Here is a 26,384-nt window from a genome sequence, read left to right as displayed (position 1 = left end):
ACAGCGGTGAGAGAATGGCTGAGCCACGACGGAGTGTGATGAAAGGGACGAAAGTGTCGACAATGCGCCTGCCGAGTGCCGGATTCTCGATCACCATCCGGGTGGCGGTGACCGCGGACTCGTCGGCGATCGGCCGTCTCACCACCGCCGTCGGCGAAGCTGGGGCGATCGTCACGGCGCTGGACGTCGTGGACTCCGACCACGTACGCGTAGTGGCCGACCTGACGTGTGACACCGCCGACACGGCCCACGCCGATCAGGTGGTCGACGCCCTCGGCGCGCTGGACGGAGTCGAGGTACGCAAAGTCTCCGACCGGACCTTCCTGCTCCACCTCGGCGGCAAGATCGAGGTCAGCCCCAAGGTGACCCTGCGCAACCGGGACGAGCTGTCGCGGGCGTACACGCCGGGGGTGGCGCGCGTCTGCATGGCGATCGCGGAGAACCCGGCCGACGCCCGGCGGCTGACCATCAAGCGCAACACCGTCGCCGTGGTCAGCGACGGGTCGGCCGTCCTCGGCCTGGGCAACATCGGCCCGGCCGCGTCCCTGCCGGTCATGGAGGGCAAGGCGGCCCTGTTCAAGCGATTCGCCAATGTGGACGCCTGGCCGATCGTGCTCGACACCCAGGACACCGACGAGATCGTCCAGATCGTGCGCGCCATCGCGCCGGCGTACGGCGGGATCAACCTGGAGGACATCGCCGCACCGCGCTGCTTCGAGATCGAGGCCCGGCTGCGGGAACTCTTGGACATCCCCGTCTTCCACGACGATCAGCACGGCACGGCGATCTGCGTACTGGCGGCGTTGACGAACGCGCTGCGGGTGGTCGGCAAGCAGATCGAGGACGTCCGCGTCGTCGTGTCCGGCGCGGGCGCGGCCGGGACGGCCATCATGAAGCTGCTGCTGAAGCAGGGCGTCGGGGACGTGATCGCGTACGACCGGGCCGGTGCGCTGCACCGCGGCATGAACGGGCTGAACCCGACGCACCAGTGGCTGGTCGAGCACACCAACAAGACCAACTACTCCGGCGACCTGCCCGGTGCGATCAAGGGCGCCGACGTCTTCATCGGCGTCAGCGCGCCGAACCTGCTCACCGGCGAGGACATCGCGCAGATGGCCGACAAGGCGATCGTGTTCGCCCTGGCCAACCCCGATCCCGAGGTCGACCCGCGCGAGGCCCGCAAGTACGCCGCCGTCGTGGCGACCGGCCGTTCGGACCAGCCGAACCAGATCAACAACGTGCTCGCCTTCCCCGGCATCTTCCGGGGCATGCTCGACGCGCAGGCCTCCGAATACACCGAGGACATGGCGCTCGCGGCGGCCCAGGCCATCGCCGACGTCGTCGGTGAGGAGAAGGTCAACGCCAGCTACATCGTGCCGAGCGTCTTCGACCCGAAGGTCGCTCCGGCGGTGGCCGCCGCGGTGACGGCGGTCTGCCGGGCGGCCTCGGCTCCCCCGGAGCCCATCGCCTAGTCAGGCGGAATAGCGCAGGGCATCGGTGTCGACGAAGCCGTGCGCGAGGATCACGGCGGGCCCGGCCAGCCAGCACGTCTGGTCGTCGACCGTGACGACCAGCCGGCCGCCGGGCACGTCGACGGTCACGGTCCCCGTCGTGCGGCCGCCCGCGTGCAGGTACGCGACTGCGACCGCGCAAGTACCGGTGCCGCAGGAGAGGGTTTCACCACTGCCGCGCTCGTACACCCGCATCCGCAGGTGATCGGGCTCCAGTTCGGTGTAGAACTCGACGTTGACGCCTTCGGGATAGAAGTCTGTGTCGAACGCGGGCGACTCCCACAGGTGGAGCGGTTCGACCGCCGGCACCGGGCAGACGAGGTGCGGGTTGCCCATCGAGACGCCGACGCCGTTGAACTTGGCGTCGCCGATCTGCGCCCACGAGGTGCCCAGCAGGACGGGCGCGCCCATGTCGACGCGGAACCCCGGACCCTCCGGCAGTGCCGTACGCAGTCCGGCCCGGGTCGCGATCGGAATCGGGGCGTCCTCGGCCACCCGGCCGCTCTCCACGAGGTGCCGGGCGAAGACGCGTACGCCGTTGCCGCACATCTCCGACAGCGAGCCGTCGGAGTTCCAGTAGTCCATGAACCAGGCGGCGCCCGGCGACGTGTTCGGCAGCACCCGCAGTACGCCGTCCGCCCCGATGCCGAAGTGCCGGTCGCACAACGCCGCCACCAGTTCCGGGGTGAGCGGGACGTCGGCGTCGAGGATCACGAAGTCGTTGCCGGTCCCGTGACCCTTCGCGTACGGAAGTCTCACGACGCCACCCCCTTGACCACTCTGACCACTCGCAGCGCCTGTTCCACCAGATCCTCCCGCGCACCGTCGAGCCAGGTGATCGCGGGGTCGCGCCGGAACCACGTGCGCTGCCGCCGGACGAAGCGCCGGGTGCCGGTGACGGTCGCCGCGAACGCCTCCTCCTCGGTGCAGTCGCCGTCGAGGTAGGCGAGAACCTGTTGGTAGCCCAGCGCCCGGGACGCCGTCTTCCCGTCGCGCAGTCCTCGGGGGATCAGCCCCCGGACCTCGTCGACGAGCCCGTCCTGCCACATTTTGCGTACCCGTAGTTCGATCCGTTCGGGCAGGTCGTCGCGATCGACCGCGAGTTGCAGGCTGTCGTAGCGCGGAGTCGGCGCGGGCAGCGCGGCGGTGAACGGAAGCCCGGTGATCTCGATCACCTCGAGCGCGCGGACGATGCGCCGGCCGTTGCTCGGCAGGATCTTCGCGGCGGCCGCGGGGTCGCGGTCGGCCAGCCGCCGATGCAGCGGCAGCGGGCCGGTCGCAGTCAGTTCGGCCTCGAGCCGCGCGCGCACGTCCGGATCCGTGCCGGGAAACTCGAACTCCTCCAGCACCGCGCGCAGATACAGGCCCGTGCCGCCGACGAGCATAGGGGTACGCCCACGGGCGGCGACCTGCGCTATCGCGTCGCGTGCGAGGTCCTGGAAGACGGCCACGCTGGCCGTCTCGGTGACCGGCCAGATGTCCAGCAGATGATGCGGTACGCCTTCCCGCTCGTCGGGAGACAGTTTCGCGGTGCCGATGTCCATGCCACGGTAGAACTGCATGGAGTCGCAGTTGATCACCTCGGCGTCCAGGACATGGGCGAGCGCGATCGACAAAGCCGACTTTCCGGCCGCTGTCGGACCCACGATGGCGATCACCCGCATCGGACAACCGTAACCTTTTCGTGCCCCGCGACTTGCGGGTGAGAGGCTGTCAGAATCATCAAGGACACCGTATGGTCACGGTCGGCCGCAGGCGGTGGACGCACACCGGGTAAGACCTGTGACAATGCGGGAGCAACTTCTTACGCGCGCTGGCGGGCGGCTCCGGAGGACCGGACCGGCCCGGGAAGACTGAGGATGGGCACAATGAGCGACTGGACGACCTTCGGCCGGATCGACGAGGACGGCACCGTCTACGTGCGGACCGGCGAGGGAGAACGAGTCGTCGGATCCTGGCAGGCGGGCACCCCGGAGGAGGGCCTGGCCCACTTCGCCCGGCGCTACGCCGACCTGCTCACCGAGGTGGAGCTGCTGGAGACCCGGCTGGGCAACGGCTCGGCCGACCCCGGGCACACTCTGACGGCGGTGCGCAAGCTGCTCGCCGGGATGCCAGAGGCACACGTCGTCGGCGACATCCCCACGCTCACCGCTCGTCTGGAGCGCCTGGCCACCGCGGCCGAGGAGAAGGCCGGCGCGGCCAAGGCCGCCCGTGACGCCGCCCGGGTCGAGGCGGTGGCCCGCAAGACCGCCCTCGTCGAGGAGGCCGAGAAGCTGGCCGCCGAGGCGACCGGCTGGAAGGCCGCCGGCGACCGGCTCAAGGAGATCCTCGACGAGTGGAAGTTGATCCGGGGGATCGACAAGAAGACCGACGGCGAGCTGTGGAAGCGGTTCGCGGCCGCCCGTGACGGCTTCACCCGCCGCCGCGGCGCCCACTTCGCCAGCCTCGACGCCCAGCGCAAGCAGGCGCAGGGCGGCAAGGAGGAGCTCGTCGCCGAGGCCGAGAAGCTGTCGGACTCCACCGAGTGGAACGCGACGGCGGCCCGCCTCAAGGAGCTGATGAACGAGTGGAAGGCCGCTCCCCGCGCCGCGAAGGAAGCTGAGCAGAAGCTCTGGGAGAGGTTCCGCGCCGCGCAGGACGCGTTCTTCACCCGCCGCAGCGAGGTCTTCTCGGCTCGCGACGCCGAGCAGAAGGTGGCCCTGGGCAAGCGCCAGGAGCTGCTGTCGCAGGCGGAGGGGCTGGACGTGGACGCCGACCCGAAGGCCGCTCAGGCGGCGCTGCGGGACATCCAGGGCCAGTGGCACGACTCCGGCCGGGTCAGCCGGGAGGCCGCCGCCGGGCTGGAGCGCCGGCTGCGCGCGGTCGAGGACAAGGTGCGGTCGGCGATGGACTCGGCCTGGCGCCGGGTCGAGCCGTCGGCCAACCCGATGCTCGACCAGATGCGCAAGCAGGTCGCCGAGGCCGAGCAGAAGCTGGCCAAGGCGCAGGCCGCCGGCGACGCCAAGCGGATCAAGGAGGCCCAGGCCGCCCTGGACTCCAAGAAGGCGTTCCTCGCGCTCGCCGAGCAGGCGTAACCACCGACACGGCAACGGCCGCCTCCCTGATGGGGGGCGGCCGTTCGCTTGTCTGGCTTGGCTAGCTGTCAGCAGGCGCAGGCGTCGGCGGCCGGCGCAGCCTGCTGGGGCGCACCGATCGTCGGCAGACCCAGCATCACGCCCGGCGTCCGGGCCACCCGGCCGGCCTCGAAGGCGTCGCCGGCGCGCGTACGCCGATGGCTGAGCACCGCACCGTCCGCGTTGAGGTGGTGCGGGGCGGCGTACGTGATCTCGGTGGTGATGACGTCGCCGGGGCGGATGGTCGCGGCCTCCGCCGGCGTGACGGCGAAGTGGACGAGGCGGCCGTCGCGGGCCCGCCCGGACATGCGACCGGTGGCGGCGTCCTTACGGCCCTCCCCCACGGCCACGAGCACCTCGGGACGGCTGCCGATCAGCTTCTTGTTCTCGTCCCAGGTGACCTCTTCGACCACCGCGATCAGGCGCTCGTAGCGCTCCTGGACGACCTGCTTCGGCAACTGGTCCGGCATCGTCGCGGCCGGGGTGCCGGGCCGGATCGAGTACTGGAAGGTGAACGCGGAGGCGAATCGGGCCTGCCGCACCACGTCCAGGGTGGCCTGGAAGTCCTCCTCGGTCTCGCCGGGGAAGCCCACGATGATGTCGGTCGTGATCGCGGCGTCCGGCATCGACTCGCGTACCTGGTCGAGGATGCCGAGGTAGCGCTCCGACCGGTAGCTGCGCTTCATCGCCTTCAGTACGCGGTCCGACCCGGACTGAAGCGGCATGTGCAGCTGGTGGCAGACGTTCGGGGTCTCCGCCATGGCGGCGATGACGTCGTCGGTGAACGCGGCCGGGTGCGGGCTGGTGAAGCGAACCCGCTCCAGCCCCTCGATCCCGCCGGTCGCCCGCAGCAGCTCGGCGAAGGCCGAGCGCCGACCGCCGCTGAACCGATGGTCGCCGGCGGAGCCGTCGAACGCGACGCCGTAGGTGTTGACGTTCTGGCCGAGCAGGGTCACCTCGAGGACGCCCTCGTCGACGAGCGCCTGCACCTCGGCGAGCACGTCGCCGGGGCGGCGGTCCTTCTCCTTGCCCCGCAGGCTCGGGACGATGCAGAAGGTGCAGGTGTTGTTGCAGCCCACCGAGATGGAGACCCAACCGGCGTAGGTGGACTCACGCCGGGTCGGCAGCGTCGACGGGAAGACTTCGAGGGACTCGAGGATCTCGACCTCGGCCTCCTCGTTGTGCCGTGCCCGCTCCAGCAGCACCGGCAGCGAGCCGATGTTGTGCGTACCGAAGACGACGTCGACCCAGGGCGCCTTCTTGACGATCTCGCCCTGGTCCTTCTGGGCCAGGCAGCCGCCGACGGCGATCTGCATGCCGGGGTTCTTCACCTTCTGCGGCCGCAGATGACCAAGGTTCCCGTAGAGCCGATTGTCGGCGTTCTCGCGGACGGCGCAGGTGTTGAAGACCACGACGTCGGCGTCATCGTCCTCGGCTCGCACGTAGCCGGCCGCATCCAGCAACCCGGAGATGCGTTCCGAGTCGTGCATGTTCATCTGGCAGCCGTACGTGACGACCTTGTAGCTCCGAGACACCGTAATCCTCCCTACCGCACCCCCAGCGTACCGACCCGGGCCGGATGGCCCGGGTCGGCCTTGCACGGAGCCTTCAGCGTCGCGGGAGGGACGGGCCGGACCACCGCGAGGGTCCGAAATGATGGGTTTCAGCGATCCTCGGCCGGAACGTAGTCGCGGCTGGAGTAGCCGACGTAGAGCTGGCGGGGGCGGCCGATCTTCGTCTCCGGGTCGTTGATCATCTCGCGCCACTGGGCGATCCAGCCGGGCATCCGGCCGAGCGCGAACAGCACCGTGAACATCTTGGGCGGGAAGCCCATCGCCTTGTAGATCAGGCCCGTGTAGAAGTCGACGTTCGGGTAGAGCTTGCGCGAGACGAAGTAGTCGTCGGCGAGCGCGATCTCCTCCAGCCGCATGGCGATGTCCAGCAGCGGATCCGGCTTGTGCAGCCGGGCCAGGACGTCCCGGGCGGCCTTCTTGACGATGGCGGCGCGCGGGTCGTAGTTCTTGTAGACCCGGTGGCCGAAGCCCATCAGCTTGACGCCGTCCTCCTTGTTCTTGACCCGGCGGACGAACGCCTCGACGTCACCGCCGTCGGCCTGGATCTCGCCGAGCATCTCCAGAACCGCCTCGTTGGCCCCGCCGTGCAGCGGGCCGGACAGCGCGTTGACGCCGGCCGAGATCGAGGTGAACAGGTTGGCCTGGGCCGAGCCGGCGATGCGCACTGTCGACGTGGAGCAGTTCTGCTCGTGGTCGGCGTGCAGGATGAACAGCATGTCCAGGGTCCGGGCGAGCACCGGGTCGACGTCGTACGCCGCCGCCGGCACCCCGAAGGTCATGCGCAGGAAGTTCTCGACGTATCCGAGGGAATTGTCCGGATAGAGCAGCGGCTGTCCGATCGACTTCTTGAAGGCGTAGGACGCGATCGTCGGCACCTTGGCGAGCAGGCGGATCGTGGAGATCTCGACGTGCTCCTGGTCGAACGGGTCGAGGCTGTCCTGGTAGAAGGTCGACAGCGCGGTGACCGCCGAGGAGAGCACCGGCATCGGGTGCGCGTCGCGGGGGAAGCCGTCGAAGAAGCGCCGCAGGTCCTCGTGCAGGAGCGTGTGCAGGCGGATCTTGTCGGTGAACTCGGTGAGCTGGGCCGCGGTCGGCAGCTCGCCGTAGATCAGCAGGTACGAGACCTCCAGGAAGGAGGACTTCTCGGCCAGCTGCTCGATCGGGTAGCCGCGGTACCGCAGGATGCCGGCGTCTCCGTCGATGTAGGTGATCTTGGAGGAGCACGTGGCGGTGTTGACGAATCCGGGGTCGTAGGTCACATAGCCGGTCTGGCTGAGCAACTTGCTGACGTCCGCGCCCGCCGGCCCCTCGACCGCCTCGTGTACCGGGAGGAGGATCTGCCCGCCCGGGTGCTCAAGCTTTACGTCCGACATGGTGGTCCCTCGCACGCTTGGTGATAGTCACGGATCTCTAAGGTTTCTGGTGAATCCCTTCAGGTTTACGGTAACGGCTTGGCCACGAGGTGCGGCGAGGTCCAGCGGTGTTGTCTACGTCACGCGATCGGCGGGGCTCGCGCTAGTCCGGATGGACAGGCCGTCGTCACCAGGGTGTTATGACCCCGTGACCAAACGGGTTGCTTCCTGTCACTCACGTCGCTCTAGACTGCCAACGCATCAAAACCCCTCACGCCGGCGCCGGGCTCATGGATGCGCCTCGCCGGTCACCTCTCGGAGGACATCTGCATGACCACTGCGTCACCGGCCGCGCCGCAGACCCTGATCGAGTTGGACGGTGTCAACAAGTGGTTCGGGAAGCTGCACGTCCTACGGGACGTCAACCTCTCGGTGAACCGCGGTGAGGTGGTCGTCGTCATCGGCCCCTCAGGCTCCGGAAAGTCGACTCTGTGCCGGGCGATCAACCGCCTCGAGACCATCGACTCCGGCTCGATCACCTTCGACGGCAAGCCGCTCGCGGCCGAGGGCAAGCCCTTGGCGCGTCTGCGCAGCGACGTCGGCATGGTCTTCCAGTCCTTCAACCTGTTCGCCCACAAGACGATCCTGGACAACGTCACGCTCGGGCCGGTGAAGGTGCGCAAGGAGGCCAAGGCCGCCGCACGCGAGCACGCGATGCAGCTGCTGGACCGCGTCGGCATCGCCGACCAGGCCGGCAAGCACCCGGCTCAGCTGTCCGGCGGTCAGCAGCAGCGGGCGGCCATCGCCCGCGCGCTGGCGATGCGCCCCAAGGCGATGCTCTTCGACGAGCCGACGAGCGCCCTCGACCCGGAGATGGTCGGCGAGGTGCTGGACGTCATGACCTCGCTGGCTCGTGAGGGCATGACGATGATCGTGGTCACCCACGAGATGGGCTTCGCCCGGCACGCCGCCGACCGGGTCATCTTCATGGCCGACGGCCAGATCGTCGAGCAGGCGCCGCCGGCCGAGTTCTTCGCCAACCCGCAGACGGAGCGCGCCCGGGACTTCCTGGGCAAGGTTCTGACCCACTGACCGTGCGGGGTCGCGCGACGACCAGAGTTCTCCGCTGCCGGTCCGATGCCGGTTTGCGGTGTTGAGGGAGGAGACACCATGCGTTTGACGCGCATCGCCGCGGTGGCGTTGACCGCCGCGCTCGCGCTCGGCGCGGCCGCCTGTGGCGGCAGCGATGATGACACTTCGAGCAAGTTCGCAGCTGGTTCGACGATGGAGAAGCTGGCGAAGGCCGGCAAGATCAAGATCGGCACGAAGTTCGACCAGCCGCTGTTCGGCCTGAAGGGCCTGGACGGCAAGCCGGCCGGCTTCGACGTCGAGGTCGGCAAGATCCTGGCCAAGGAGCTGGGGATCGACGCCGACAAGATCGAGTGGGTCGAGTCGCAGTCGAAGGTCCGCGAGGACTACATCGTGCAGGACAAGGTGGACCTGGTCGTGGCGACGTACACGATCAACGACACCCGCAAGGAGAAGGTCTCCTTCGCCGGCCCGTACTTCATCGCCGGTCAGGACATCCTCGTCCGCAAGGACGACACCTCGATCACCGGCCCGGAGTCCTTCCAGGCCGGCGACAAGAAGGTCTGCTCCGTGACCGGGTCGACCCCGGCCAAGAACATCGAGCAGTACCTCAAGGACAAGAACACCCAGCTGGTGCTGTTCGACGTCTACTCGAAGTGCCTGGACGCCCTGGCGAACAAGCAGGTCGACGCCCTGACCACGGACAACGTGATCCTGTCGGGCTACGCCAGCAAGGAGCCGGACAAGTACAAGGTGCTCGGCCAGCCGTTCACACGCGAGCCCTACGGCATCGGCGTGAAGAAGGACGACAAGGTCTTCCGCGACTGGATCAACGACGTCCTCGAGGCGGCGTTCAAGGACGGCCGTTACAAGACCGCCTGGGACGCCTCGCTCAAGGACCTCATCAAGATCCCGGACGCGCTGTCCATCCAGCGTTACTGAGTCAACCCCGTGTGGCCCGGGCTGCCTAGCCCGGGCCACACCTTGCAGAGAAGGGGCACGCCGTGGAGGTCTTCTCCGAGAAGCTCGGCGTCTTCTGGCACGGCTATCTCGGCACGCTGGAGATGTCGCTGCTCGCCGCGATCGGCGCGCTGATCCTGGGCAGCCTCGTCGCGGTGTTGCGCATCGCGCCGCTGCCCCCGTTGCGCGGTGTCGGAACCGCGTACGTGACGGTCTTCCGCAACATCCCGCTGACCGTGGTCATGTTCTTCACCGCGTTCGCCTTGCCGCTGCTCGGCAGTGACGCGGGCTTCCTGAAGGTGCCGGGGTTGAAGGAGCTGATCACCCCGCTCGGCACCGACCTGCCCTACTTCCGGTTCGCCACCATCGCGCTGACGGTCTACACCGCGGCCTTCATCTGCGAGGCGCTGCGCGCCGGCATCGGCGCCGTCCCGACCGGCCAGGCCGAGGCGGCCCGGTCGCTGGGCCTGACGTTCGGGCAGAACCTGAGCTACGTGGTGCTGCCGCAGGCGTGGAAGTACGCGGTCGTGCCGCTCGGCAGCGTCATCATCGCGATGATCAAGAACTCGGCACTGGCAGCGGCCTTCGGCGTCATCGCCACCCTGATGGGCGTCGTCGACGAACTCGTCTCCCAGCAGTACTACGACACCATCCCGGTCTTCCTGGGCGTCGTGGTCGGCTACCTCACCATGACGATTCCGCTCGGCCTGGCGCTGGACGCCGTCGAGCGTTCGCAGAAGAAGGCGGTCCGCCGATGAGCAGCGTCCTCTACGACTCGCCCGGGCCGCGGACCAAGGCGATGACGATCATCGGGAGCATCGTCGCGGTGCCGCTGATCGCCGCCGCCGTCTACTTCTGGATCTACCGCCCGCTGGACGACGCCGGCCAGTTCGACGGCAAGTTGTGGGGCCCGATCGTCGACCCGAACAACCAGTACTTCCCGCTCGTCTGGGAGCGCTGGGGCGACGGCTGGCTCAACACGCTTGAGGCCGCGGCGCTGTCCATCGTCGCCTCGCTCGTGCTCGGGTCGTTGATCGCCCTGGTACGCCGGGAGCTGCGCGAACTGCGTGACCGCCGGTTCCCTGGCCTCACGCTGGCTCCGGTCCTGCGGGGCGGCGTCCTGGCCGGCCGCGGAATCACCCGGGGCTGGGTCGAGATCGCCCGGGGTACGCCGGTCGTGACGACGCTGTTCTTCGTCTTCATGGTGCTGCCGATCTGGGGCATCGACTTCGACGACCGGATGTGGTTCCTGGTCATCGGCCTCACGATCTACAACAGCGTGGTCATCGGCGAGATCCTGCGGTCCGGAATGGACGGTCTGCCGCAGGGGCAGGACGAGGCGGCCCGCGCGGTCGGCCTCAACTCCTGGCAGTCCTCGTGGATCGTCATGTTCCCGCAGGCGTTCCGGGTCATGCTGCCGGCACTGATCAGCCAGGTCGTCGTGATCCTCAAGGACACCTCGCTCGGCGGCGTCATCATCTCCTACGAGGAGGCGCTCGGCGTCACCAAGCAGATGGTGGAGGCGTTCCGGGGCGAGAACCTCGCGATCGGCATCCCGATGTACTTCTCCGTCGGTGTCATGTACATCGTGGTGAACTACGCGCTGTCGAAGCTCGCGGGGTACCTGCAGAGGCGGTTGTCTCGCCGGGGCTACAAGCCGGTCGACAAGCCGAGTGTGGCGATCGTGGCCGACGCGTCGGCCGGAGCGGGCGCGGGCGCGTCCGCCTGATTTCCCGTTACGGCGCCCGTTCGGAAGAACGGGCGCCGTACGCATCTCTGCCGTCAGACGAGGCCGAAGTGGGCGACAAGCTTGCCGATCTGCCCGTCGATCCCGTCGAGGCGTCCGTCCATCCTGTCGAGGCGACCGTCGATCCCGTCGAGGCGACCCTTCATCTCTACGAGCTCATCCCGCACTTCGACAAGCTCACCCTGGATCTTGTCGACAGAACGATCGAGCCCGCCGAGCCGGAGGATGACCGACCCCAGACTCGACCTGGTGTCGCTCCGGAAGATGGCAAGCTTCTCCCCGACGGTCGAGACGCCCTTGTGCGTACCTTGGATCATCCGGTAGAGGGCGTCGTCCTGCTCGTCGAGTTTCTCAACTGTCTTTCTCACGTGATGGTTCTCCCGTCTGCTCGTGCTTACCGAGTTTCGGGATCGGCGCCGTTCCCGCCGATGAGCCTATACCGGCGCTGAGCTGGGAATCTACGCCCATTTCTCGCGCTGAAATGCCCTACCGAAGCGCTTCTCTGCGGATCATTTGGACACTCAACAGTAGAGAGTCAGCGGGCGATCTCGGTGGTACGCGACTCGCGTACGACGGTGACGCGGATCTGACCGGGATAGGTCAGCTCCTCCTCGATCTGCTTCGCGACGTCCCGGGCGAGCACCGCCGCGCCGATCTCGTCGACGTCCTCCGGGCGTACCATCACCCGGATCTCTCGCCCGGCCTGCATCGCGAACACCTTGTCGACGCCGGTCTTGGAGCCCGCGATCTCCTCGATGCGCTCCAGCCGCTTCACGTACGCCTCCAGGCTCTCCCGCCGTGCCCCCGGCCGTCCGCCGGAGCACGCGTCGGAGGCCTGGGTCAGGACCGCCTCGATGGTCTGCGGCGCGACCTCGTTGTGGTGCGCCTCGATGGCGTGCACGACGTCCTCGGACTCGCCGCACCGGCGGGCCAGGTCGGCGCCGATGAGGGCGTGCGAACCCTCCACCTCGTGGGTGAGCGCCTTGCCGATGTCGTGCAGGAAGGCCGACCGCTTGATCAGGGCCGGGTCGAGGCGCAGCTCGGCGGCCATGATCCCGGCGATGTGGGCGGTCTCGACCAGATGCTTCAGGACGTTCTGCCCGTACGACGTGCGGTAGCGCAGCCGGCCCAGCATCGTCACCAGCTCCGGGTGGATCTCGGTGATGCCGACCTCGACCAGCGCGTCCTCGGCCGCCCGCAGGCACAGCCGCTCGACCTCGTCCCGCGCGGTCTCGTAGACCTCCTCGATCCGGTGCGGGTGGATCCGGCCGTCGAGGACCAGCTTCTCCAGCGTGACCCGGCCGATCTCGCGGCGTACCGGGTCGAAGCAGGACAGCAGCACCGCCTCGGGCGTGTCGTCGATGATCAGGTTGACCCCGGTGACCTGTTCGAACGCCCGGATGTTCCGGCCTTCGCGGCCGATGATGCGGCCCTTCATCTCGTCCGAGGGCAGATGCAGGACGCTGACGACGCTCTCGGCCGTCTGCTCGCTCGCCACGCGCTGGATGGCGTCGACGACGATGTGCCGCGCCCGGTTCTCGGCCGTGGTGCGAGCGTCGTTCTCGATGTCCCGGACCAGGAGCGCGGCCTCCCGCTTGGCCTGGCCCTCGACGGCCTCCACCAGCTCGGACTTGGCGGCGTCGGCGGTGAGCCCGGCGACCCGCTCCAGCTCCCGGCGGCGGCCCTCCTCGGCCCGGTCGAGATCCTCCGACCGCTTGTTCAGCTCGGTCTCCCAGCGGACGAGGTCGAGTTCGGCGGCGGCGATCCGCCGGTCGCGCTCGGCCAGCCGCTCGGCCTCCTCGCCGTGGAGCCGTTCCCGCTCGGCCAGCCGATCTGCCTCCTCGGCGTGTCGCCGCTCCCGCTCGTCGAGCCGCTGAGCCCGTCGTTCGGCGTCCTCAGCCTGCTCCTTCGCGGTCGCGGTGAGCAGCCCGATCTCGCGTTCGGCGCTCCGGCGGGCGGCCTGCCGGGTCTGCTCGGCGTCGATCTCCGCCTGCTTGTTGGCCCGCTCCAGAATCTGCTCGGACTCGGCGTGGGCGACGTCGATGATGCGCTGCGCCTCGGCACGGGCCGCCGTGGACTCCGCCTTCGCCGCCGCCGCGTCGGCCTTGGCCGTCGTCGCGTCCCCCCGGGCCGAGCTGGCCTCCCGCTGAGCGGTCACGGTCAAGGCCCGGGCCTGTTCCAAGGCGGCGGCCGCCTCGATGGCGGCCGCGTGAACCTGGCGGGACTCCGTGTCGTCCTGGGCGATGGGTCGCTGCCAGAACGAGTGGTCGTCCAGCGGAGCCGCCTTGGACTTGCCGACGCCGAGTTGCCTGACGACGCGTACGCCGAGGAACAGCAGGGCGACGACACCGAGAGCGAGCAGAACGACCGCGCCCGTCAGCACTCCTTCGAGCGGACTCATGGGTCGCTCCCTTCGCCGTCACACGCAGTTGTTTCGCGATGCCCGACCACGGCGAGGGAGCACGACACCTACTCGCGCCCGGATCAACGTTCGCCCAGGTAGGCGAGCGCTGAGCCGATGCCGAGAGGCAGATCGACACTGAAACTGTTGCTCTACTGTTACGCGATCTATGTTGTGTGTGTTAACCCAAGGTGGTCGGAGGTCGCCCTCGTACCACGAGGCTAGGTTGTGTGGGTCGCCCGGTCAAGAACTCATGATCAGACACGATCCGGGCGTTCCCCCTCCGAGTCCATCGCTTCGAGGGCCAGCCCTTCGGCCCACTCCTGCTTGGCCTCCCAGCCCATTTCCCAAACCTTATGGCCCTCTGTGTAGTCCTCCGCCTCGTCACTGACCCGGGCTAGGACGTCCTTCACGGCACGGAACGCGATACCGGGGGGATAGCCCTTGCGGGCGAGCATGCTGACCAGCTTGCGGAAGACCTGATCAGGTTCGCCGCGCACCGTACGCAGCTTCCGCTCGACCAGCTCCCGGGCGGTGACCTCCTCGGTCTCCACCTCCAGATCGGCCAGCGCCTCCTTGATGACCTCCTGGTCGACGCCACGCCGGCGCAGCTCCTGACCGAGCGCGCGGCGGGCCAGCCCCTTGCCGTGATGCCGGGAGTCGACCCAGGCGCGGGCGAAGGCGGCATCGTCGATGATGCCGACCTCGTCGTAGCGGTCGAGCACCTCCTCGACGATCTCGGCGGTGATGCCGCGCTTGGTCATCGCCGCGGCCAGCTCCGACCGGGTCCTGGGGCGTACGGAGAGCTGGTTGAGGCAGATCTCCCGGGCACGCTCCCGCTCGTCCTTGGGCGGCTCCGGCTTCTTCTCCCGGATGCTGTCTCGCAGGCTCTGCTGCGGCGTCTCCGGCGCGGCCGCGGCAGCCTCCGGATCGGGGCCCCACAGGTCGGGATCGTTCTCCGGCTCCACGTGCTTGGCGCGGGATCGGCGCGGCCGCCTCGCCGGGGCGGCGTCCCACCCTCGGCCGGAGCGTCCTCGTATCGTCATTCGGCTCCCCCCTTTACGTCGGCTTGGGCGGCTTGGGCCTGCCTTCGTCAGTCTGGCCGGCTTCGTCGGCAGGGCCGGCTCGACAGTTGATCTTGGCGAGTTAGGGTCGCTATAGCGACACTTTCTCGCCTAGATCAACTGATCTCGGCCGCGGCCCGAAGCGGCCGCGCCTCGCAAAGCGAACGCCCCGCAAAGCGAACGCCCCGCAAAGCGAACCCGGCCCCGAGCGCAAACGCGTCCCGGAAAAGCGAACGCGTCCCGGAAAGCAAACGCGCCCCGGAAAGGGGACGCGCCGGACAGGGAGCGCGCCCGAAAGCGAAAGGGCGTGGTCGCCGATGAGCAGCGTCCACGCCCTGAAGTGCGAAGAGATCAGAAGTCGACGGGCGGCAGCGCCGGGCCACCGGCCTCGTCGTTGCCCGCGTTCACGCCCACACCGAGCTTCTCGAGGATCTTCTTCTCGATCTCGGCGGCGACGTCGGGGTTCTCCTTGAGGAACTCCCGGGCCTTCTCCTTGCCCTGGCCGAGCTGGTCGCCCTCGTAGGTGTACCAGGCGCCGGCCTTGCGGATGATGCTCTGCTCGACGCCGACGTCGATCAGCGAGCCCTCGCGGGAGATGCCCTTGCCGTACATGATGTCGAACTCGGCCTGCCGGAACGGGCTGGACACCTTGTTCTTGACGACCTTGACCCGGGTCCGGTTGCCGACGACCTCGGTGCCGTCCTTCAGGCTCTCGATCCGGCGGACGTCCAGGCGGACCGACGCGTAGAACTTCAGCGCCTTACCACCGGTGGTGGTCTCGGGCGAGCCGAACATGACGCCGATCTTCTCGCGCAGCTGGTTGATGAAGATCGCGGTGGTGTTCGTGTTGTTGAGCGCGCCGGTCATCTTCCGCAGCGCCTGGCTCATCAGCCGGGCCTGCAGGCCGACGTGGCTGTCGCCCATCTCACCCTCGATCTCGGCGCGCGGCACGAGCGCGGCCACCGAGTCGATCACGATGAGGTCGAGCGCGCCGGAGCGGACCAGCATGTCCGCGATCTCCAGCGCCTGCTCGCCGGTGTCGGGCTGGGAGACCAGCAGCGCGTCGGTGTCGACCCCGAGGGCACGGGCGTATTCCGGGTCGAGCGCGTGCTCGGCGTCGACGATCGCGGCGATGCCGCCGTTGCGCTGGGCGTTGGCGATCGCGTGCAGGGCCAGCGACGTCTTACCCGAGGCCTCCGGGCCGTAGATCTCGATGATGCGGCCCCGCGGCAGTCCGCCCACGCCGAGCGCGACGTCGAGGGCGATCGAGCCGGTCGGGATGACCGACATCTGCACCTGCGGGCGCTCGCCCAGGCGCATCACGGAACCCTTGCCATGGGCCTTCTCGATCTGGGCCAGCGCTAGATCGAGCGCTTTCGTCTTGTCAGGACTTGCCACTGCCATGCCTGCCACCCCTTGTTGGCCCGCCTTCGGGGCCTTCGCCGTCGAGCTCTTCGTCACGCCGGACACGTTATGCGCCGGGTCTGACAAAACCGCGCCACCCCGCCGTCATCCCGACCGAGGACGATACCCGTACACCTGTACTATGCGCTACCTTGACACGCTAGCGCAGCCGGGATGGCACTCGGTCGGGGTAATTCGCCACGACGGCCCGCCAGACGACGATCGCGTCGACCCCGGAGCGCAGCGCGTCGTCGATCGTCTGACCGAGCTGCGGCAACACTTGATCGGCGGCCACCGACCGCGCGTACGCGGGGCCGAAGGACTCCCCCATCCGCCGCCAGAAGTCGCTCAGCTTCATGCTCACCGTCCGCTCATCCGTGGTGTCTCCGGTCCAGCCTGCCCGGTTCGCAGCGTCAGCGCCAGCAGCGGCACCACCGCCAGCGCGGCCAGCAGCGTGAGCATCGGGTAGGAGCCGAACTGCACGATCACTCCGGAGAGCAGGCCGGCGGTCGCGCCCGCCACCCCGGTGGCCAGGTCGGACAGGCCCTGCGCGGCCGCCTTCACCGGCAACGGGACGCTCGCGGCGAACAGCGTCGAACCGGCCACCATGGTGCACGACCACCCCTGACCCAGCAGAATCAGGCCGAGCGCCAGGCGTACCACATCATGGCCGGAGGTCCCCGCGACCGCGCACGCCGCGGTCAGCAGGACCACCCCGGCGAGGATGACCCGTCGCGGCCCGAGCCGGTCGGTGGCCCAGCCGACCAGCGGCGACAGGCCGTACATGCCCGCGATGTGCAGGCCGATCACGAACCCGACGATGGTCAGCGACGCGCTGCCGTGATGGGTATCTCCGATGTGGATGGGCGTCATGGACATCACGCCCACCATCACCAGGTGGCCCAGGGCCGTCGCGACCAGGCCGAGCCGCGCGCCGGTGATCGACCAGACCACCGTCGCGGCCTGGCGGAAGGTGGTCGTCGCCGCGGCGGCCGCGGGCGGGGCGACCGTCGCCACTCCGCCCGAGCCGACCGGCGCGACCGGCGGAGAAGGTTCCGGCGCGAGCCGTTTGGCCAGCTTGAGCGGGTCGGGCCGGAGCACGGTCATGATCCAGACAGCGCAGGCCAGGAACGTCGCGGCCGAGGCGAGATACGGCGCGGCCAGCACCGGGATGCCCGTGCCCGCCACGAGCCGGCCGACCGGGGCGGCGAGGTTCGGCCCGGCCACCGCGCCGATGGTGGACGCCCAGATCACCCAGGAGAGCTGCCGCCCACGCTGCGCCGGCTCGGCGAGGTCGGCCGCCGCGTAGCGGGACTGGTACTTACCGGTGTTGCCCGCCCCGAACAGGAACATCCCGACGATGAGCAGCGCGACGTGCCGCCAGGCCGCGGCGGCCACCACCGTGACCGCGCCGGCCGCGCCGACCAGATAGGACAGCGCCAGGCCGGGCCGGCGGCCGTATCGGTTCATGATGCGGCTGGCCGGCAGCGCGCTCAGCGCTCCGCCGACCACCGCGACGCTCTGCGCCGCGCCGGACAGCGCGGTGCCGACCATCTCCTTCGTGAGCAGCGCGCCGACCGAGATGCCGATCGCCACGCCGAGGCCGCTGACGATCTCGTTCGCGACCAGGACGCGCACTGTGCGGCGCTGGACGCGCGCGACATCGACCGATGACACTTCGGATGCTCCGAGGGGTAAGGAGTGCGGGTGGATCTGTCACCCTACCCTTAACGATCATCCAGTCGTGATGCCAACTCGTTCCGGCGCAGGTCAGACGGTCCAGCGGCGACCGCTCGCGGCCGCCGCGAAGGCGTCCGCGAAGGGCTCGATGTCCGCTTGGGTCACGTTCGCAATGGTTACTCGTACGCCGGGCGGACTGGCCACTCGGTGCAAGCTGCCCGGGGCGACCGCGTAACCGGAGTCGCGAAGCGCGGTGAGGACCCGGGTCTCGTCGTCGACGGGAATCCAGACGTTGATGCCGGTCCGGCCGTGCGCGGTGAAGCCCCTGGCCCGCAACGCGGCCACGAGCGCGTCGCGGCGGGCGTCGTACTCCCGGGCGGCGGCCGAGGTGTCGGCGGTCTCCCACAGCCGGACGAGCGTCCGCTGCAGGACGGTGGAGACCCAGCCGGCGCTCAGCCGACGGCGTCCCTCGACCCGGGCGACCGTCGCGGGGTCGCCCGCGAGAACGGCGATCCGCAGATCCGGCCCGTACGGCTTGGAGGCGCTGCGCAGGAAGACCCAGCGCGGCGTCACCCCGGCCAGCGACGCGAGCGGGACGGCCGCCAGCTCGGCCGCGTGATCGTCCTCGATCAGCAGGACGTCCCGGTCCTTCAGCTCCGCGGCCAATTGGCGGGCGCGTTGTGCCGTCACGGCCGCACCGGTCGGGTTCTGCGCCCTGGTCGTGACGATGACCGCCTTGACGCCCTTCTGGAGGGCCGCCCGGAGTCCTTGGGGAGTCGGGCCGTCGTCGTCGACCGGGATCGGCACGACCGACAACCCGTGCGCCGCCACGAGATCCAGTGAGGCGGCCCACCCCGGGTCCTCCACGCCGACCGGGTCGCCGGGCCGCAGCATGGTGCTGAACAGCAGGTCGAGGCCGTCCAACGCGCCGCCGACGACGGTGAGCGCGGCGTCGGCGGGCAGGTCCGGCAGCCGCTCGCGGGCCCGCTCGGCCAGCTCGGGCAGCACGCCGGCGTCCCGATAGTTCGCGGTCACCCCCTGCGCGGCGACGTGGGCCAGGACGGGCCCGAGATCGGGCAGCAGACTCGGTTCGCCGAGCGCCAGATCCAGGACGCCGTCCGGCACGACCGGCCCGCCGGTGCTGCGATCGGCCGAGATCGGCGGCTCGGGGCGTACGCGGGTGCCGTGGCGCCCCTGCGTCTCCACGATGCCGCGCTGCCGGAGTTGCTGGTACGCCGCCGCAGCGGTGTTCGCCGCCACGCTCAGCTCGGCCGCGAGCGCCCGAACCGTCGGGAGCAGGTCGCCTGCTCGCAGCGCACCCGTACGCACGCCGTCCTCGACGCTGCGCACGATCTCGGCTGCGGTCTTCCCGGAGATCTGATACTGTACCGCCACAGTTTCGAGACTGTACCAGAACAAAGGGCGGACCATGTACACCAAGACCCCTCGGACCACCAGTCTCCGCGAGAAGGACCGGATGAGCTACTCCCGCGAGGAGGCGCACACCATTCTCGACGAGGCCTGGTTCTGCACGCTCTCGTTCGTCCACGACGGCGAGCCGCGCGCCCTGCCCACCCTGTTCGTACGCGTGGACGACGTGGTCTACGTGCACTTCTCGACCGGCGGCCGGGTGGCGTTGGGCGGCCGCGCCGACGACCTCCGCGTCTGCCTGAGCGTCACCCACCTCGACGGCCTGGTGCTCGCCCGTTCGCAGTTCCACCACAGCGCCAACTACCGGTCGCTGGTCGCGCACGGCGTCGCCGTCACGGTCACCGACCCGGCCGAACGCGACCTGGCGTTCACCGCGCTCACGGAGAAGGTCGGCGCCGGCCGGGCCGCCGCGACCCGCCCGCCGAACGCGAAGGAGGCCGCGCAGACCGCCGTCCTTCGGCTGGCGCTGGACGAGGTGAGCGTGCGGGCGCGTATCGGTGGGGTCAACGAGGAGGAGGAAGACCTCGGGCTGCCGCACTGGGCCGGGGTGCTGCCGATGCGTACGGTGGTCGGCCCGGCGCGCCGGGATCAGGGTGTCACCGCTCCCCTGCCCGACTATCTGCGTACGGTGCCGAGCGCGTGGCACGAGGCGCCGACGCTCAAGGGCGAGCACGTGATCCTCGAACGCCTGGACCTGTCCCACGCGCCCGGCCTGTTCGCCGCCGTCGGCGGGGACGACGAGGTGTGGCGCTACCTGCTCAACGACACCCCGCACACGGCCGAGGAGATGGGCCGACTCGTCGCCGACGCCGAAGACCAGCACGTACGCGGTGCTCGGGTGCCCTGGGTGCAGCGGGACGCGGCCACCGGCGAGATCGTCGGCACGACGTCGTTCTACGGAGTCGACCCGCACAACCGCTCCGTCATCATCGGCATCACCACATTGGGGCGACGGTGGTGGCGTACCGGGATCAACACGGAGTCGAAGCTGCTCCTGCTCCAGCACGCGTTCGACACCCTGGGCTGCGTACGCGTCCAGTGGGAGGCCAACTCGCTCAACACCCGGTCGCACACCGCGATCGAGCGCCTGGGCGCGACCCGCGAGGGCGTCCTGCGGCGGCACAAGAAGCTGTCCGACGGCACGTGGCGGGACACCTTCGTCTTCGGCCTGACGGCCGAGGAGTGGCCTGCGGCACAGTCTTCTTTGCGGGCGCGGCTCCGCCCTAGGCTTACCTGATGCTCGGCGTGACAGACCTGGGGACCTATGTCCTCGGCACGGTGGCGATCATCCTGCTGCCCGGCCCCAACTCGATGTACGTCCTGTCGACGGCGGCCTCGAACGGCGTACGCCGGGGGTATCAGGCCGCCTGCGGCGTGTTCCTCGGCGACACCATCCTCATGATCGCCTCGGCCGCCGGGGTCGCCTCGCTGCTGCGCGCCTTCCCGCCCGTGTTCCTGGCCCTCAAGTACGCGGGCGCGGCGTACCTGGCCTATCTCGGTCTGAAGATGTTGTTCGCTCGGCCGGCTGCCGCCCCCACCGAGGAAGCTGAGCCGGCGGTGGATCGGCCGTTCCGGCGGGCGTTCACGATCAGCCTGATGAACCCGAAGGCGATCCTGTTCTTCATCTCCTTCTTCATCCAGTTCGTCGACCCCGCGTACGCCCACCCGGCGGTGACCTTCACCGTGCTGGGCGCGATCGTGCAGCTGTTCAGCTTCCTCTACCTGACCGCGCTCATCTTCACCGGCGACCGGCTCGCCGCGGTGTTCCGCCGTCGGCGACGGTTGGCTCGCGCAGGTGCCAGCGCTATCGGGGTGCTGTTCCTCGGTTTCAGCCTGCGCCTCGCCACAGCTTCCCTATAGCGACACTTCCGTGATCAGGTGAGGGCGAGGTCGCCCCGGCCGAGGGCGGTGACGATCTCGTTCAGCACCGGCACGTCCGCGCTGACCGGTCGCCGGGCGAAGCGCTGGTGACTGCGATGCCGCCTGACGACGACGAAGTGCACCGCTGCGCGTACCAGTGCTCGATCCGCGGCGCTGGAGCGAGACGTCTCCGCGACCAGTCGACGGAGGGTGACCGCGATGCGTTCGGCGAGCGGGAGGTCGTGCGGGACGCGGGCCTGGACCCAGGCCAGGTGACCGTCGAGCTGGCGGAGCAGCACGTCTGATTCGTGGGCGGCGGTGCGGCGCGGGCGGATTCGACGGTCGTCCATTGCTGGGACCCCCAGGCTGATTCGATGGACTACTCAACGTCTCTATGACGGTAACCGAGAGTCACGAAACGGGCAAGACTTGCATGGTGGACGATTTGCGCACGCCGCCGTTTGTCAGGGGTCCGGGGCAGGATGGATGACGTGACCGACGTGCTGGAGCTGTTCGGCCCGGCGACCCGGGAATGGTTCTCGACCGCCTTCGCCGCCCCCACCCCCGCCCAGGCGGGCGCGTGGCAGGCCGTGGCGGCGGGGCGGCATGCCCTGGTCGTGGCGCCGACCGGGTCCGGCAAGACGCTCGCGGCGTTCCTGTGGGCGCTGGACCGGCTGGCCCACGAGCCCGTGCCGGCCGAGCCCGAGAAGCGCTGCCGGGTCCTCTACGTGAGCCCGCTCAAGGCGCTCGCGGTCGACGTCGAGCGCAACCTGCGGACGCCGCTGACCGGCATCCGGCACGCCGCCGACCGGCTCGGCCTCACCGAGCCCGCGGTGACCGTCGCGATGCGGACCGGCGACACCCCGGCCGACGAGCGGCGAGTGTTCGCCAAGCGGCCGGCCGACATCCTGATCACCACGCCGGAGTCGCTGTTCCTGCTGCTCACCTCGCAGGCACGGGAGGCGCTGCGGGGCATCGAGACGGTGATCCTCGACGAGGTCCACGCCGTCGCGGGGACCAAGCGCGGCGCACACCTTGCGCTGTCGCTGGAGCGGCTGGACGCGCTGCTGGCCAAGCCCGCGCAACGGATCGGGCTGTCGGCCACCGTGCAGCCGACCGAGGTGGCGGCCCGGTTCCTGGGCGGGGCCGCGCCGGTGGAGGTCGTCCAGCCGCCGACGGCCAAGACGATCGAGGTCTCGGTCGAGGTGCCGGTCGAGGACATGACCGCGCTCGACGAGGGCCGGGCCGACGACGAGGGGCCCCGGCGCGCCTCCATCTGGCCCGCCGTCGAGGAACGGGTCTACGAGCTGATCAAGGGACACCGGTCGACCATCGTCTTCACCAACTCCCGGCGGGGCTCGGAGCGGCTGTGCGCCCGGCTCAACGAGCTGGCGGTGGAGGACCTCGATCGCGCGATCCCGATGCCGGCGCAGATCATGGCGCAGGCGGGCGCGGGCTACGGAGCGCCGGGCGTGATCGCCCGCGCCCACCACGGTTCGGTGTCCAAAGAGGAACGAAAGCACATCGAGGAGCAGCTGAAATCGGGGCAGCTGCCGGCCGTCGTCGCCACCTCCAGCCTCGAACTCGGCATCGACATGGGCTCGGTCGACCTCGTAGTGCAGGTCGGCGCGCCGCCGAGCGTCTCGGCCGGCCTCCAGCGGGTCGGCCGCGCCGGGCACCAGGTGGGCGCGATCTCCCGTGGCGTGGTCTTCCCGATGCACCGTGGCGACCTGCTCACCTCGGCCGTGGTCTCGCGGCGGATGGTCGGCGGCACCCTGGAGTCGCTGGACTACCTGCACAGCCCGCTCGACGTGCTGGCCCAGCACATCGTGGCGATGACGGCGCTCGACGAGTGGACCGTCGCCGACGCCGCGACCCTCGTCCGGCGGGCCGCGCCCTTCGCGGAGCTGCCCGACTCGGCCCTGCACTCGGTGCTCGACATGCTCTCCGGCCGCTACCCGTCGACCGCGTTCGCCGAGCTGCGGCCGCGCATCGTGTGGGATCGCGCGACCGACCGGATCACCGGCCGGCCCGGCAACCAGCGCCTCGCGGTCACCAGCGGCGGCACCATCCCCGATCGAGGGCTGTTCGGCGTCTTCCTCGCCGGCGCCGCGAAACCCGCCCGCGTCGGGGAACTCGACGAGGAGATGGTCTACGAGTCCCGGGTCGGCGACGTCTTCGCCCTCGGCACCAGTTCATGGCGGATCGAGGAGATCACGCCGGATCGCGTACTGGTGTCGCCGGCGCCTGGCCAACCGGCGCGGCTGCCGTTCTGGAAGGGCGATCAGGCCGGGCGACCGGTCGAGCTCGGCAAAGCCATCGGCTCCTATCTGCGTACGCCGTCTGATGTGGAGGGATTGGATCCGGCGGCTCGGGAGAACCTGTCGGCGTACCTGGCGGAGCAGCGCGAGGCCACCCGGCACCTGCCCGACGACCGGACCGTCCTCGTCGAGCGATTCCGGGACGAGCTCGGCGACTGGCGGATCGTGCTGCACTGCGTACTGGGAGCGCCGGTCAACGCGCCGTGGGCGCTGGCCATCGGGCAGCGGCTGTCCGAACGACTCGGCGTCGACGCCCAGGTCCACGCGGCCGACGACGGCATCGTCATCCGGCTGCCCGAGGGCGCGGAGGAACCGCCGAGCGCGGCCGACCTCGTCTTCGACCCCGACGAAATCTCGATGATCGTGGCCGACGGCGTCGGCGGCTCAGCCCTGTTCGCGTCGCGGTTCCGCGAGTGCGCCGCCCGGTCGCTCCTGCTTCCCCGGCGCGACCCGGGCAAGCGGCAACCGTTGTGGCAGCAGCGTCAGCGGGCCGCCCAGTTGCTCGACGTCGCCCGGGACTTCCCCGACTTCCCGGTCACGCTGGAGGCGGCGCGCGAATGCCTGCGCGACGTCTTCGACCTGCCCGCCCTGACCGACTTGATGCGCTCGGTCGCGGCTCGACGCGTACGCCTCATCGACGTGAGCACGGCCAAGCCGTCGCCGTTCGCACGTTCGCTGCTGTTCGGCTACGTCGGCGCCTTCCTCTACGGGGAGGACGTCCCGCTGGCCGAACGCCGCGCGGCGGCGCTGTCGCTGGACCCGACCCTGCTGGCGGAACTACTCGGCCGGGTCGAGCTGCGGGAACTACTCGATCCCGCCGTCATCGAGGCGGTCGCCCAGCGTCTGCGGTGGGCCGAACGGCCGCTCCGCGACGGCGAGGACGTCGTCGAAGCACTGCGTCAGCTGGGCGAATTGACTCTCGACGAGCTGACCGCGCTCGGAGCGGCCCTGGAGTGGCTGGCCCCGCTCGAACGGGCCAACCGGATCGTCCGCGTCCGTGTGGCCGCCCAGGACTGCTACATCTTGGCGGAGGACGCCGGGCGCTATCGCGACGCCCTCGGGGTGGCACTCCCGCCGGGTCTTCCGGCTGCGTTCACGGCTCCGGTGCCCGATCCGCTCGCCGACTTGATCAGCCGATACGCGCGTACGCACGGGCCGTTCCGAGCCGATGAGTGCGCGGCGCGCTTCGGGCTCGGCGTGGCCGTCGTCGACCACACGCTCCGGCGGCTCGCCGCGACCGGCCGGGTCGTGTCGGGCGAGTTCACCGCCGCGTCGGACGGCGGGCACGTCGAATGGTGCGACGCCGAAGTCCTCCGGATGCTGCGGCGACGGTCGCTGGCCGCACTGCGAAAGGAGATCGAGCCGGTGCCGCCGCGGGTGCTGGGCCGGTTCCTCTCCCGCTGGCAGGGCATCGGGCGAAGCCGGAAAGGATTGGACGGGGTCGCCGACGTCGTCGCGCAGCTGCAAGGCGTACCGGTGCCGGCGTCGGCGCTGGAACGCCTGATCCTGCCGGCCCGCGTAGACGGCTATCGTCCGTCCGATCTGGACGAGTTGTGCGCCACCGGCGAGGTCGTCTGGTGCGGGGCCGGGCCGATTCAGGGCGCCGACGGCTGGATCTCGCTGGCCTTCGCCGATTCCGCTCCCTTGCTGTTGCCACCGGCGCTCGACCAGGAGTGGCCGGCGCTCCACCAGTCCATTCTCGACGCTCTCAGTGGTGGCGCGTTGTTCTTCCGCCAGCTCCCCACGGCCGCCGACGAAAGCGAGGTCGTCGAGGCCCTGTGGGACCTCGTCTGGGCCGGGCTGGTCGGCAACGACACGCTGGCCCCGGTGCGAGCGCTGCTCTCGGGCGGCTCCGGCGCGCACAAGTCCCGGCCCGCACCCGGTCGCTCGCGCTACCAACGCAGTGGGCGCGTCTCGCTGAGCACCCTGCGGCAAGGCCCGCCGACCGTGGCCGGGCGCTGGCACCTGGTGGTCGACCGCGACCTCGACCCCACCCGCCGGGCGGCCGCGCTGGCCGACTCGTTGCTGGAACGGCACGGCGTCGTCACCCGGGGAGCGGTAGCGGCCGAGGGGCAGCCCGGTGGCTTCGCCGCCGTCTACCCCGTCCTGTCCGGGCTGGAAGAACGCGGTGCGGCGCGCCGGGGCTACTTCGTCGAAGGGTTGGGTGCGGCACAGTTCGCCCTGCCCGGAGCGGTCGACCGGCTCCGGTCGTACGCCGACCGCACCTTCCCGGCCGAAGTGCTCGCGGCGACCGACCCGGCCAACCCGTACGGCGCGGCGCTGGACTGGCCCCCGGCCGACGGCGGGCACCGACCCGGACGCAAGGCGGGCGCGCTCGTCGTCCTCGCCGACGGCGAACTCGCCCTCTACGTCGAACGCGGCGGGCGTACGCTGCTCACCTTCTCGGCGGAGCAACCCGTGCTCACGGCGGCGACGAAGGCGTTGGCCGAAGCCGTCCGAGGTGGGGCGCTCGGCAGCCTCAGCGTCGAACGGGCCGACGGCGAGGCGGTGCACGACAGCGTACTGGGTGAGGCGTTGGCCGCGGCCGGATTCACCGTGACGCCAAGGGGACTGCGGCTTCGCGCGTGACCCCGTCCCCGATGGGCCGGGGCTTGACCTCCCGTCGGCGAGCGCCTCCGTCGGCGAGGGCTTCCGCCGGCGATGGCCTCCGCCGGCGGGTGAGGCGCGGTGATCTTGGCGAGTTTCGGTTGCCCAGGCGACATTTTCTGGCTCTCCGGCTGCTTGTGTGGGTCACGAGCGGTCGGGGAGCTTGATTTGGTAGCCGCCTAGGTTGAGCTTGGCGAGGGCTATCAAGGCTTCGGCGGATTTGAACCCGAACGCGATCCGGGTCAAGAGCCGGATCTTGGTGTTGGTCGA

At 69.9% G+C, this 26,384-nt stretch carries 21 protein-coding genes; 9 read left to right on the top strand and 12 right to left on the bottom strand.

Going from position 1 to position 26,384, the window contains the following annotated elements; all coding sequences use genetic code 11:
• Positions 1-14: 14 nt before the first annotated feature.
• Positions 15-1,472, top strand: a complete 1,458-nt coding sequence (locus tag AB0M47_RS28250; protein WP_363419347.1) for an NAD-dependent malic enzyme — start codon at positions 15-17, stop codon at positions 1,470-1,472.
• Here AB0M47_RS28250 and dapF read toward each other — a convergent pair whose 3' ends face one another.
• Together dapF and miaA are read right to left on the bottom strand one after the other, a co-directional pair.
• Positions 1,473-2,270, bottom strand: coding sequence for a diaminopimelate epimerase (dapF, locus tag AB0M47_RS28245; RefSeq protein ID WP_363419345.1), 798 nt, complete (start codon positions 2,268-2,270; stop codon positions 1,473-1,475).
• Entirely contained in the window at positions 2,267-3,175 is a 909-nt protein-coding gene (gene miaA / locus AB0M47_RS28240; RefSeq protein ID WP_363419343.1) for a tRNA (adenosine(37)-N6)-dimethylallyltransferase MiaA, read from the bottom strand. The genes dapF and miaA overlap by 4 nt, the downstream gene beginning before the upstream one ends.
• A 204-nt stretch (positions 3,176-3,379) precedes the next feature.
• Between miaA and AB0M47_RS28235 the strand changes: the two genes are divergently transcribed.
• On the top strand, positions 3,380-4,585 hold the full coding sequence (locus tag AB0M47_RS28235; RefSeq protein ID WP_253756734.1) for a DUF349 domain-containing protein: 1,206 nt from the start codon (positions 3,380-3,382) through the stop codon (positions 4,583-4,585).
• 68 nt (positions 4,586-4,653) lie between these two features.
• Here the strand turns inward: AB0M47_RS28235 and miaB are convergent, their stop codons facing one another.
• Entirely contained in the window at positions 4,654-6,159 is a 1,506-nt protein-coding gene (miaB, locus tag AB0M47_RS28230; protein ID WP_363419342.1) for a tRNA (N6-isopentenyl adenosine(37)-C2)-methylthiotransferase MiaB, read from the bottom strand.
• A 128-nt stretch (positions 6,160-6,287) separates the two neighbouring features.
• On the bottom strand, positions 6,288-7,571 hold the full coding sequence (locus AB0M47_RS28225; RefSeq protein WP_363419340.1) for a citrate synthase: 1,284 nt from the start codon (positions 7,569-7,571) through the stop codon (positions 6,288-6,290).
• Between the two features lie 309 nt (positions 7,572-7,880).
• On the opposite strand from AB0M47_RS28225, the gene AB0M47_RS28220 reads away from it, so the two are divergent.
• The 4 genes from AB0M47_RS28220 to AB0M47_RS28205 all read left to right on the top strand — a co-directional run bounded on the left by AB0M47_RS28220 (position 7,881) and on the right by AB0M47_RS28205 (position 11,328).
• Positions 7,881-8,642 (top strand): amino acid ABC transporter ATP-binding protein, encoded by a 762-nt coding sequence (locus AB0M47_RS28220; protein ID WP_363419338.1) that lies wholly within the window; start codon positions 7,881-7,883, stop codon positions 8,640-8,642.
• A gap of 78 nt (positions 8,643-8,720) precedes the next feature.
• Positions 8,721-9,581, top strand: coding sequence for a glutamate ABC transporter substrate-binding protein (locus tag AB0M47_RS28215; protein WP_363419336.1), 861 nt, complete (start codon positions 8,721-8,723; stop codon positions 9,579-9,581).
• 62 nt (positions 9,582-9,643) lie between these two features.
• The gene (locus AB0M47_RS28210) at positions 9,644-10,357 is read left to right on the top strand and encodes an amino acid ABC transporter permease (protein WP_363419334.1); all 714 of its coding nucleotides are present in this window, start codon (positions 9,644-9,646) and stop codon (positions 10,355-10,357) included.
• Complete coding sequence (locus AB0M47_RS28205; protein WP_363419332.1) at positions 10,354-11,328, top strand: amino acid ABC transporter permease; 975 nt, start codon at positions 10,354-10,356, stop codon at positions 11,326-11,328. The genes AB0M47_RS28210 and AB0M47_RS28205 overlap by 4 nt, the downstream gene beginning before the upstream one ends.
• Positions 11,329-11,381: 53 nt before the next feature.
• Here the strand turns inward: AB0M47_RS28205 and AB0M47_RS28200 are convergent, their stop codons facing one another.
• The 7 genes from AB0M47_RS28200 to AB0M47_RS28170 form a co-directional block, all read right to left on the bottom strand.
• On the bottom strand, positions 11,382-11,714 hold the full coding sequence (locus AB0M47_RS28200) for a hypothetical protein (RefSeq protein ID WP_363419330.1): 333 nt from the start codon (positions 11,712-11,714) through the stop codon (positions 11,382-11,384).
• 167 nt (positions 11,715-11,881) lie between these two features.
• On the bottom strand, positions 11,882-13,747 hold the full coding sequence (gene rny / locus AB0M47_RS28195; protein ID WP_363419328.1) for a ribonuclease Y: 1,866 nt from the start codon (positions 13,745-13,747) through the stop codon (positions 11,882-11,884).
• A 257-nt stretch (positions 13,748-14,004) separates the two neighbouring features.
• Positions 14,005-14,793, bottom strand: coding sequence for a regulatory protein RecX (locus AB0M47_RS28190; RefSeq protein WP_363419327.1), 789 nt, complete (start codon positions 14,791-14,793; stop codon positions 14,005-14,007).
• Positions 14,794-15,162: 369 nt separating this feature from the next.
• Positions 15,163-16,215 carry a recombinase RecA gene (recA, locus tag AB0M47_RS28185; protein ID WP_360000585.1) on the bottom strand — a complete coding sequence of 351 codons (1,053 nt, stop codon included), beginning with the start codon at positions 16,213-16,215 and terminating at the stop codon, positions 15,163-15,165.
• Between the two features lie 160 nt (positions 16,216-16,375).
• Entirely contained in the window at positions 16,376-16,573 is a 198-nt protein-coding gene (locus tag AB0M47_RS28180; protein ID WP_253763652.1) for a DUF3046 domain-containing protein, read from the bottom strand.
• 2 nt (positions 16,574-16,575) lie between these two features.
• Positions 16,576-17,892, bottom strand: coding sequence for an MFS transporter (locus AB0M47_RS28175; RefSeq protein ID WP_363419325.1), 1,317 nt, complete (start codon positions 17,890-17,892; stop codon positions 16,576-16,578).
• A 93-nt stretch (positions 17,893-17,985) separates the two neighbouring features.
• On the bottom strand, positions 17,986-19,290 hold the full coding sequence (locus AB0M47_RS28170) for an aminotransferase class I/II-fold pyridoxal phosphate-dependent enzyme (RefSeq protein ID WP_363419323.1): 1,305 nt from the start codon (positions 19,288-19,290) through the stop codon (positions 17,986-17,988).
• Between the two features lie 34 nt (positions 19,291-19,324).
• Here AB0M47_RS28170 and AB0M47_RS28165 point away from each other — a divergent pair, with 34 nt between their 5' ends.
• On the top strand, positions 19,325-20,563 hold the full coding sequence (locus tag AB0M47_RS28165) for a bifunctional pyridoxamine 5'-phosphate oxidase family protein/GNAT family N-acetyltransferase (protein WP_363419321.1): 1,239 nt from the start codon (positions 19,325-19,327) through the stop codon (positions 20,561-20,563).
• A complete protein-coding gene (leuE, locus tag AB0M47_RS28160; protein ID WP_363419319.1) occupies positions 20,563-21,186 on the top strand; it encodes a leucine efflux protein LeuE in 624 nt (207 codons plus the stop codon). The genes AB0M47_RS28165 and leuE overlap by 1 nt, the downstream gene beginning before the upstream one ends.
• 14 nt (positions 21,187-21,200) lie before the next feature.
• On the opposite strand, the gene AB0M47_RS28155 is transcribed toward leuE, so the two are convergent.
• On the bottom strand, positions 21,201-21,536 hold the full coding sequence (locus AB0M47_RS28155; RefSeq protein WP_363419317.1) for a hypothetical protein: 336 nt from the start codon (positions 21,534-21,536) through the stop codon (positions 21,201-21,203).
• 132 nt (positions 21,537-21,668) lie between these two features.
• On the opposite strand from AB0M47_RS28155, the gene AB0M47_RS28150 reads away from it, so the two are divergent.
• Positions 21,669-26,096 carry an ATP-dependent helicase gene (locus AB0M47_RS28150; protein ID WP_363419315.1) on the top strand — a complete coding sequence of 1,476 codons (4,428 nt, stop codon included), beginning with the start codon at positions 21,669-21,671 and terminating at the stop codon, positions 26,094-26,096.
• The last annotated feature ends 288 nt before the right edge of the window (positions 26,097-26,384 follow it).

The sequence above is a fragment of the Hamadaea sp. NPDC051192 genome, from assembly GCF_040682475.1.
GTDB lineage: Bacteria > Actinomycetota > Actinomycetes > Mycobacteriales > Micromonosporaceae > Hamadaea > Hamadaea flava.
The sequence above is the reverse complement of the archived record's forward strand: the minus strand, read 5'-3'. Positions and strand labels throughout refer to the sequence as shown.

Coding starts and splice junctions, on each gene's coding strand:
- AB0M47_RS28250 (WP_363419347.1), top strand. CDS start 15: ATGGCTGAGCCACGACGGAGTGTGATGAAAGGGACGAAAGTGTCGACA.
- miaA (WP_363419343.1), bottom strand. CDS start 3,175: ATGCGGGTGATCGCCATCGTGGGTCCGACAGCGGCCGGAAAGTCGGCT.
- AB0M47_RS28235 (WP_253756734.1), top strand. CDS start 3,380: ATGAGCGACTGGACGACCTTCGGCCGGATCGACGAGGACGGCACCGTC.
- AB0M47_RS28225 (WP_363419340.1), bottom strand. CDS start 7,571: ATGTCGGACGTAAAGCTTGAGCACCCGGGCGGGCAGATCCTCCTCCCG.
- AB0M47_RS28220 (WP_363419338.1), top strand. CDS start 7,881: ATGACCACTGCGTCACCGGCCGCGCCGCAGACCCTGATCGAGTTGGAC.
- AB0M47_RS28215 (WP_363419336.1), top strand. CDS start 8,721: ATGCGTTTGACGCGCATCGCCGCGGTGGCGTTGACCGCCGCGCTCGCG.
- AB0M47_RS28205 (WP_363419332.1), top strand. CDS start 10,354: ATGAGCAGCGTCCTCTACGACTCGCCCGGGCCGCGGACCAAGGCGATG.
- rny (WP_363419328.1), bottom strand. CDS start 13,747: ATGAGTCCGCTCGAAGGAGTGCTGACGGGCGCGGTCGTTCTGCTCGCT.
- AB0M47_RS28190 (WP_363419327.1), bottom strand. CDS start 14,793: ATGACGATACGAGGACGCTCCGGCCGAGGGTGGGACGCCGCCCCGGCG.
- recA (WP_360000585.1), bottom strand. CDS start 16,215: ATGGCAGTGGCAAGTCCTGACAAGACGAAAGCGCTCGATCTAGCGCTG.
- AB0M47_RS28180 (WP_253763652.1), bottom strand. CDS start 16,573: ATGAAGCTGAGCGACTTCTGGCGGCGGATGGGGGAGTCCTTCGGCCCC.
- AB0M47_RS28165 (WP_363419321.1), top strand. CDS start 19,325: ATGTACACCAAGACCCCTCGGACCACCAGTCTCCGCGAGAAGGACCGG.
- leuE (WP_363419319.1), top strand. CDS start 20,563: ATGCTCGGCGTGACAGACCTGGGGACCTATGTCCTCGGCACGGTGGCG.
- AB0M47_RS28155 (WP_363419317.1), bottom strand. CDS start 21,536: ATGGACGACCGTCGAATCCGCCCGCGCCGCACCGCCGCCCACGAATCA.
- AB0M47_RS28150 (WP_363419315.1), top strand. CDS start 21,669: ATGGATGACGTGACCGACGTGCTGGAGCTGTTCGGCCCGGCGACCCGG.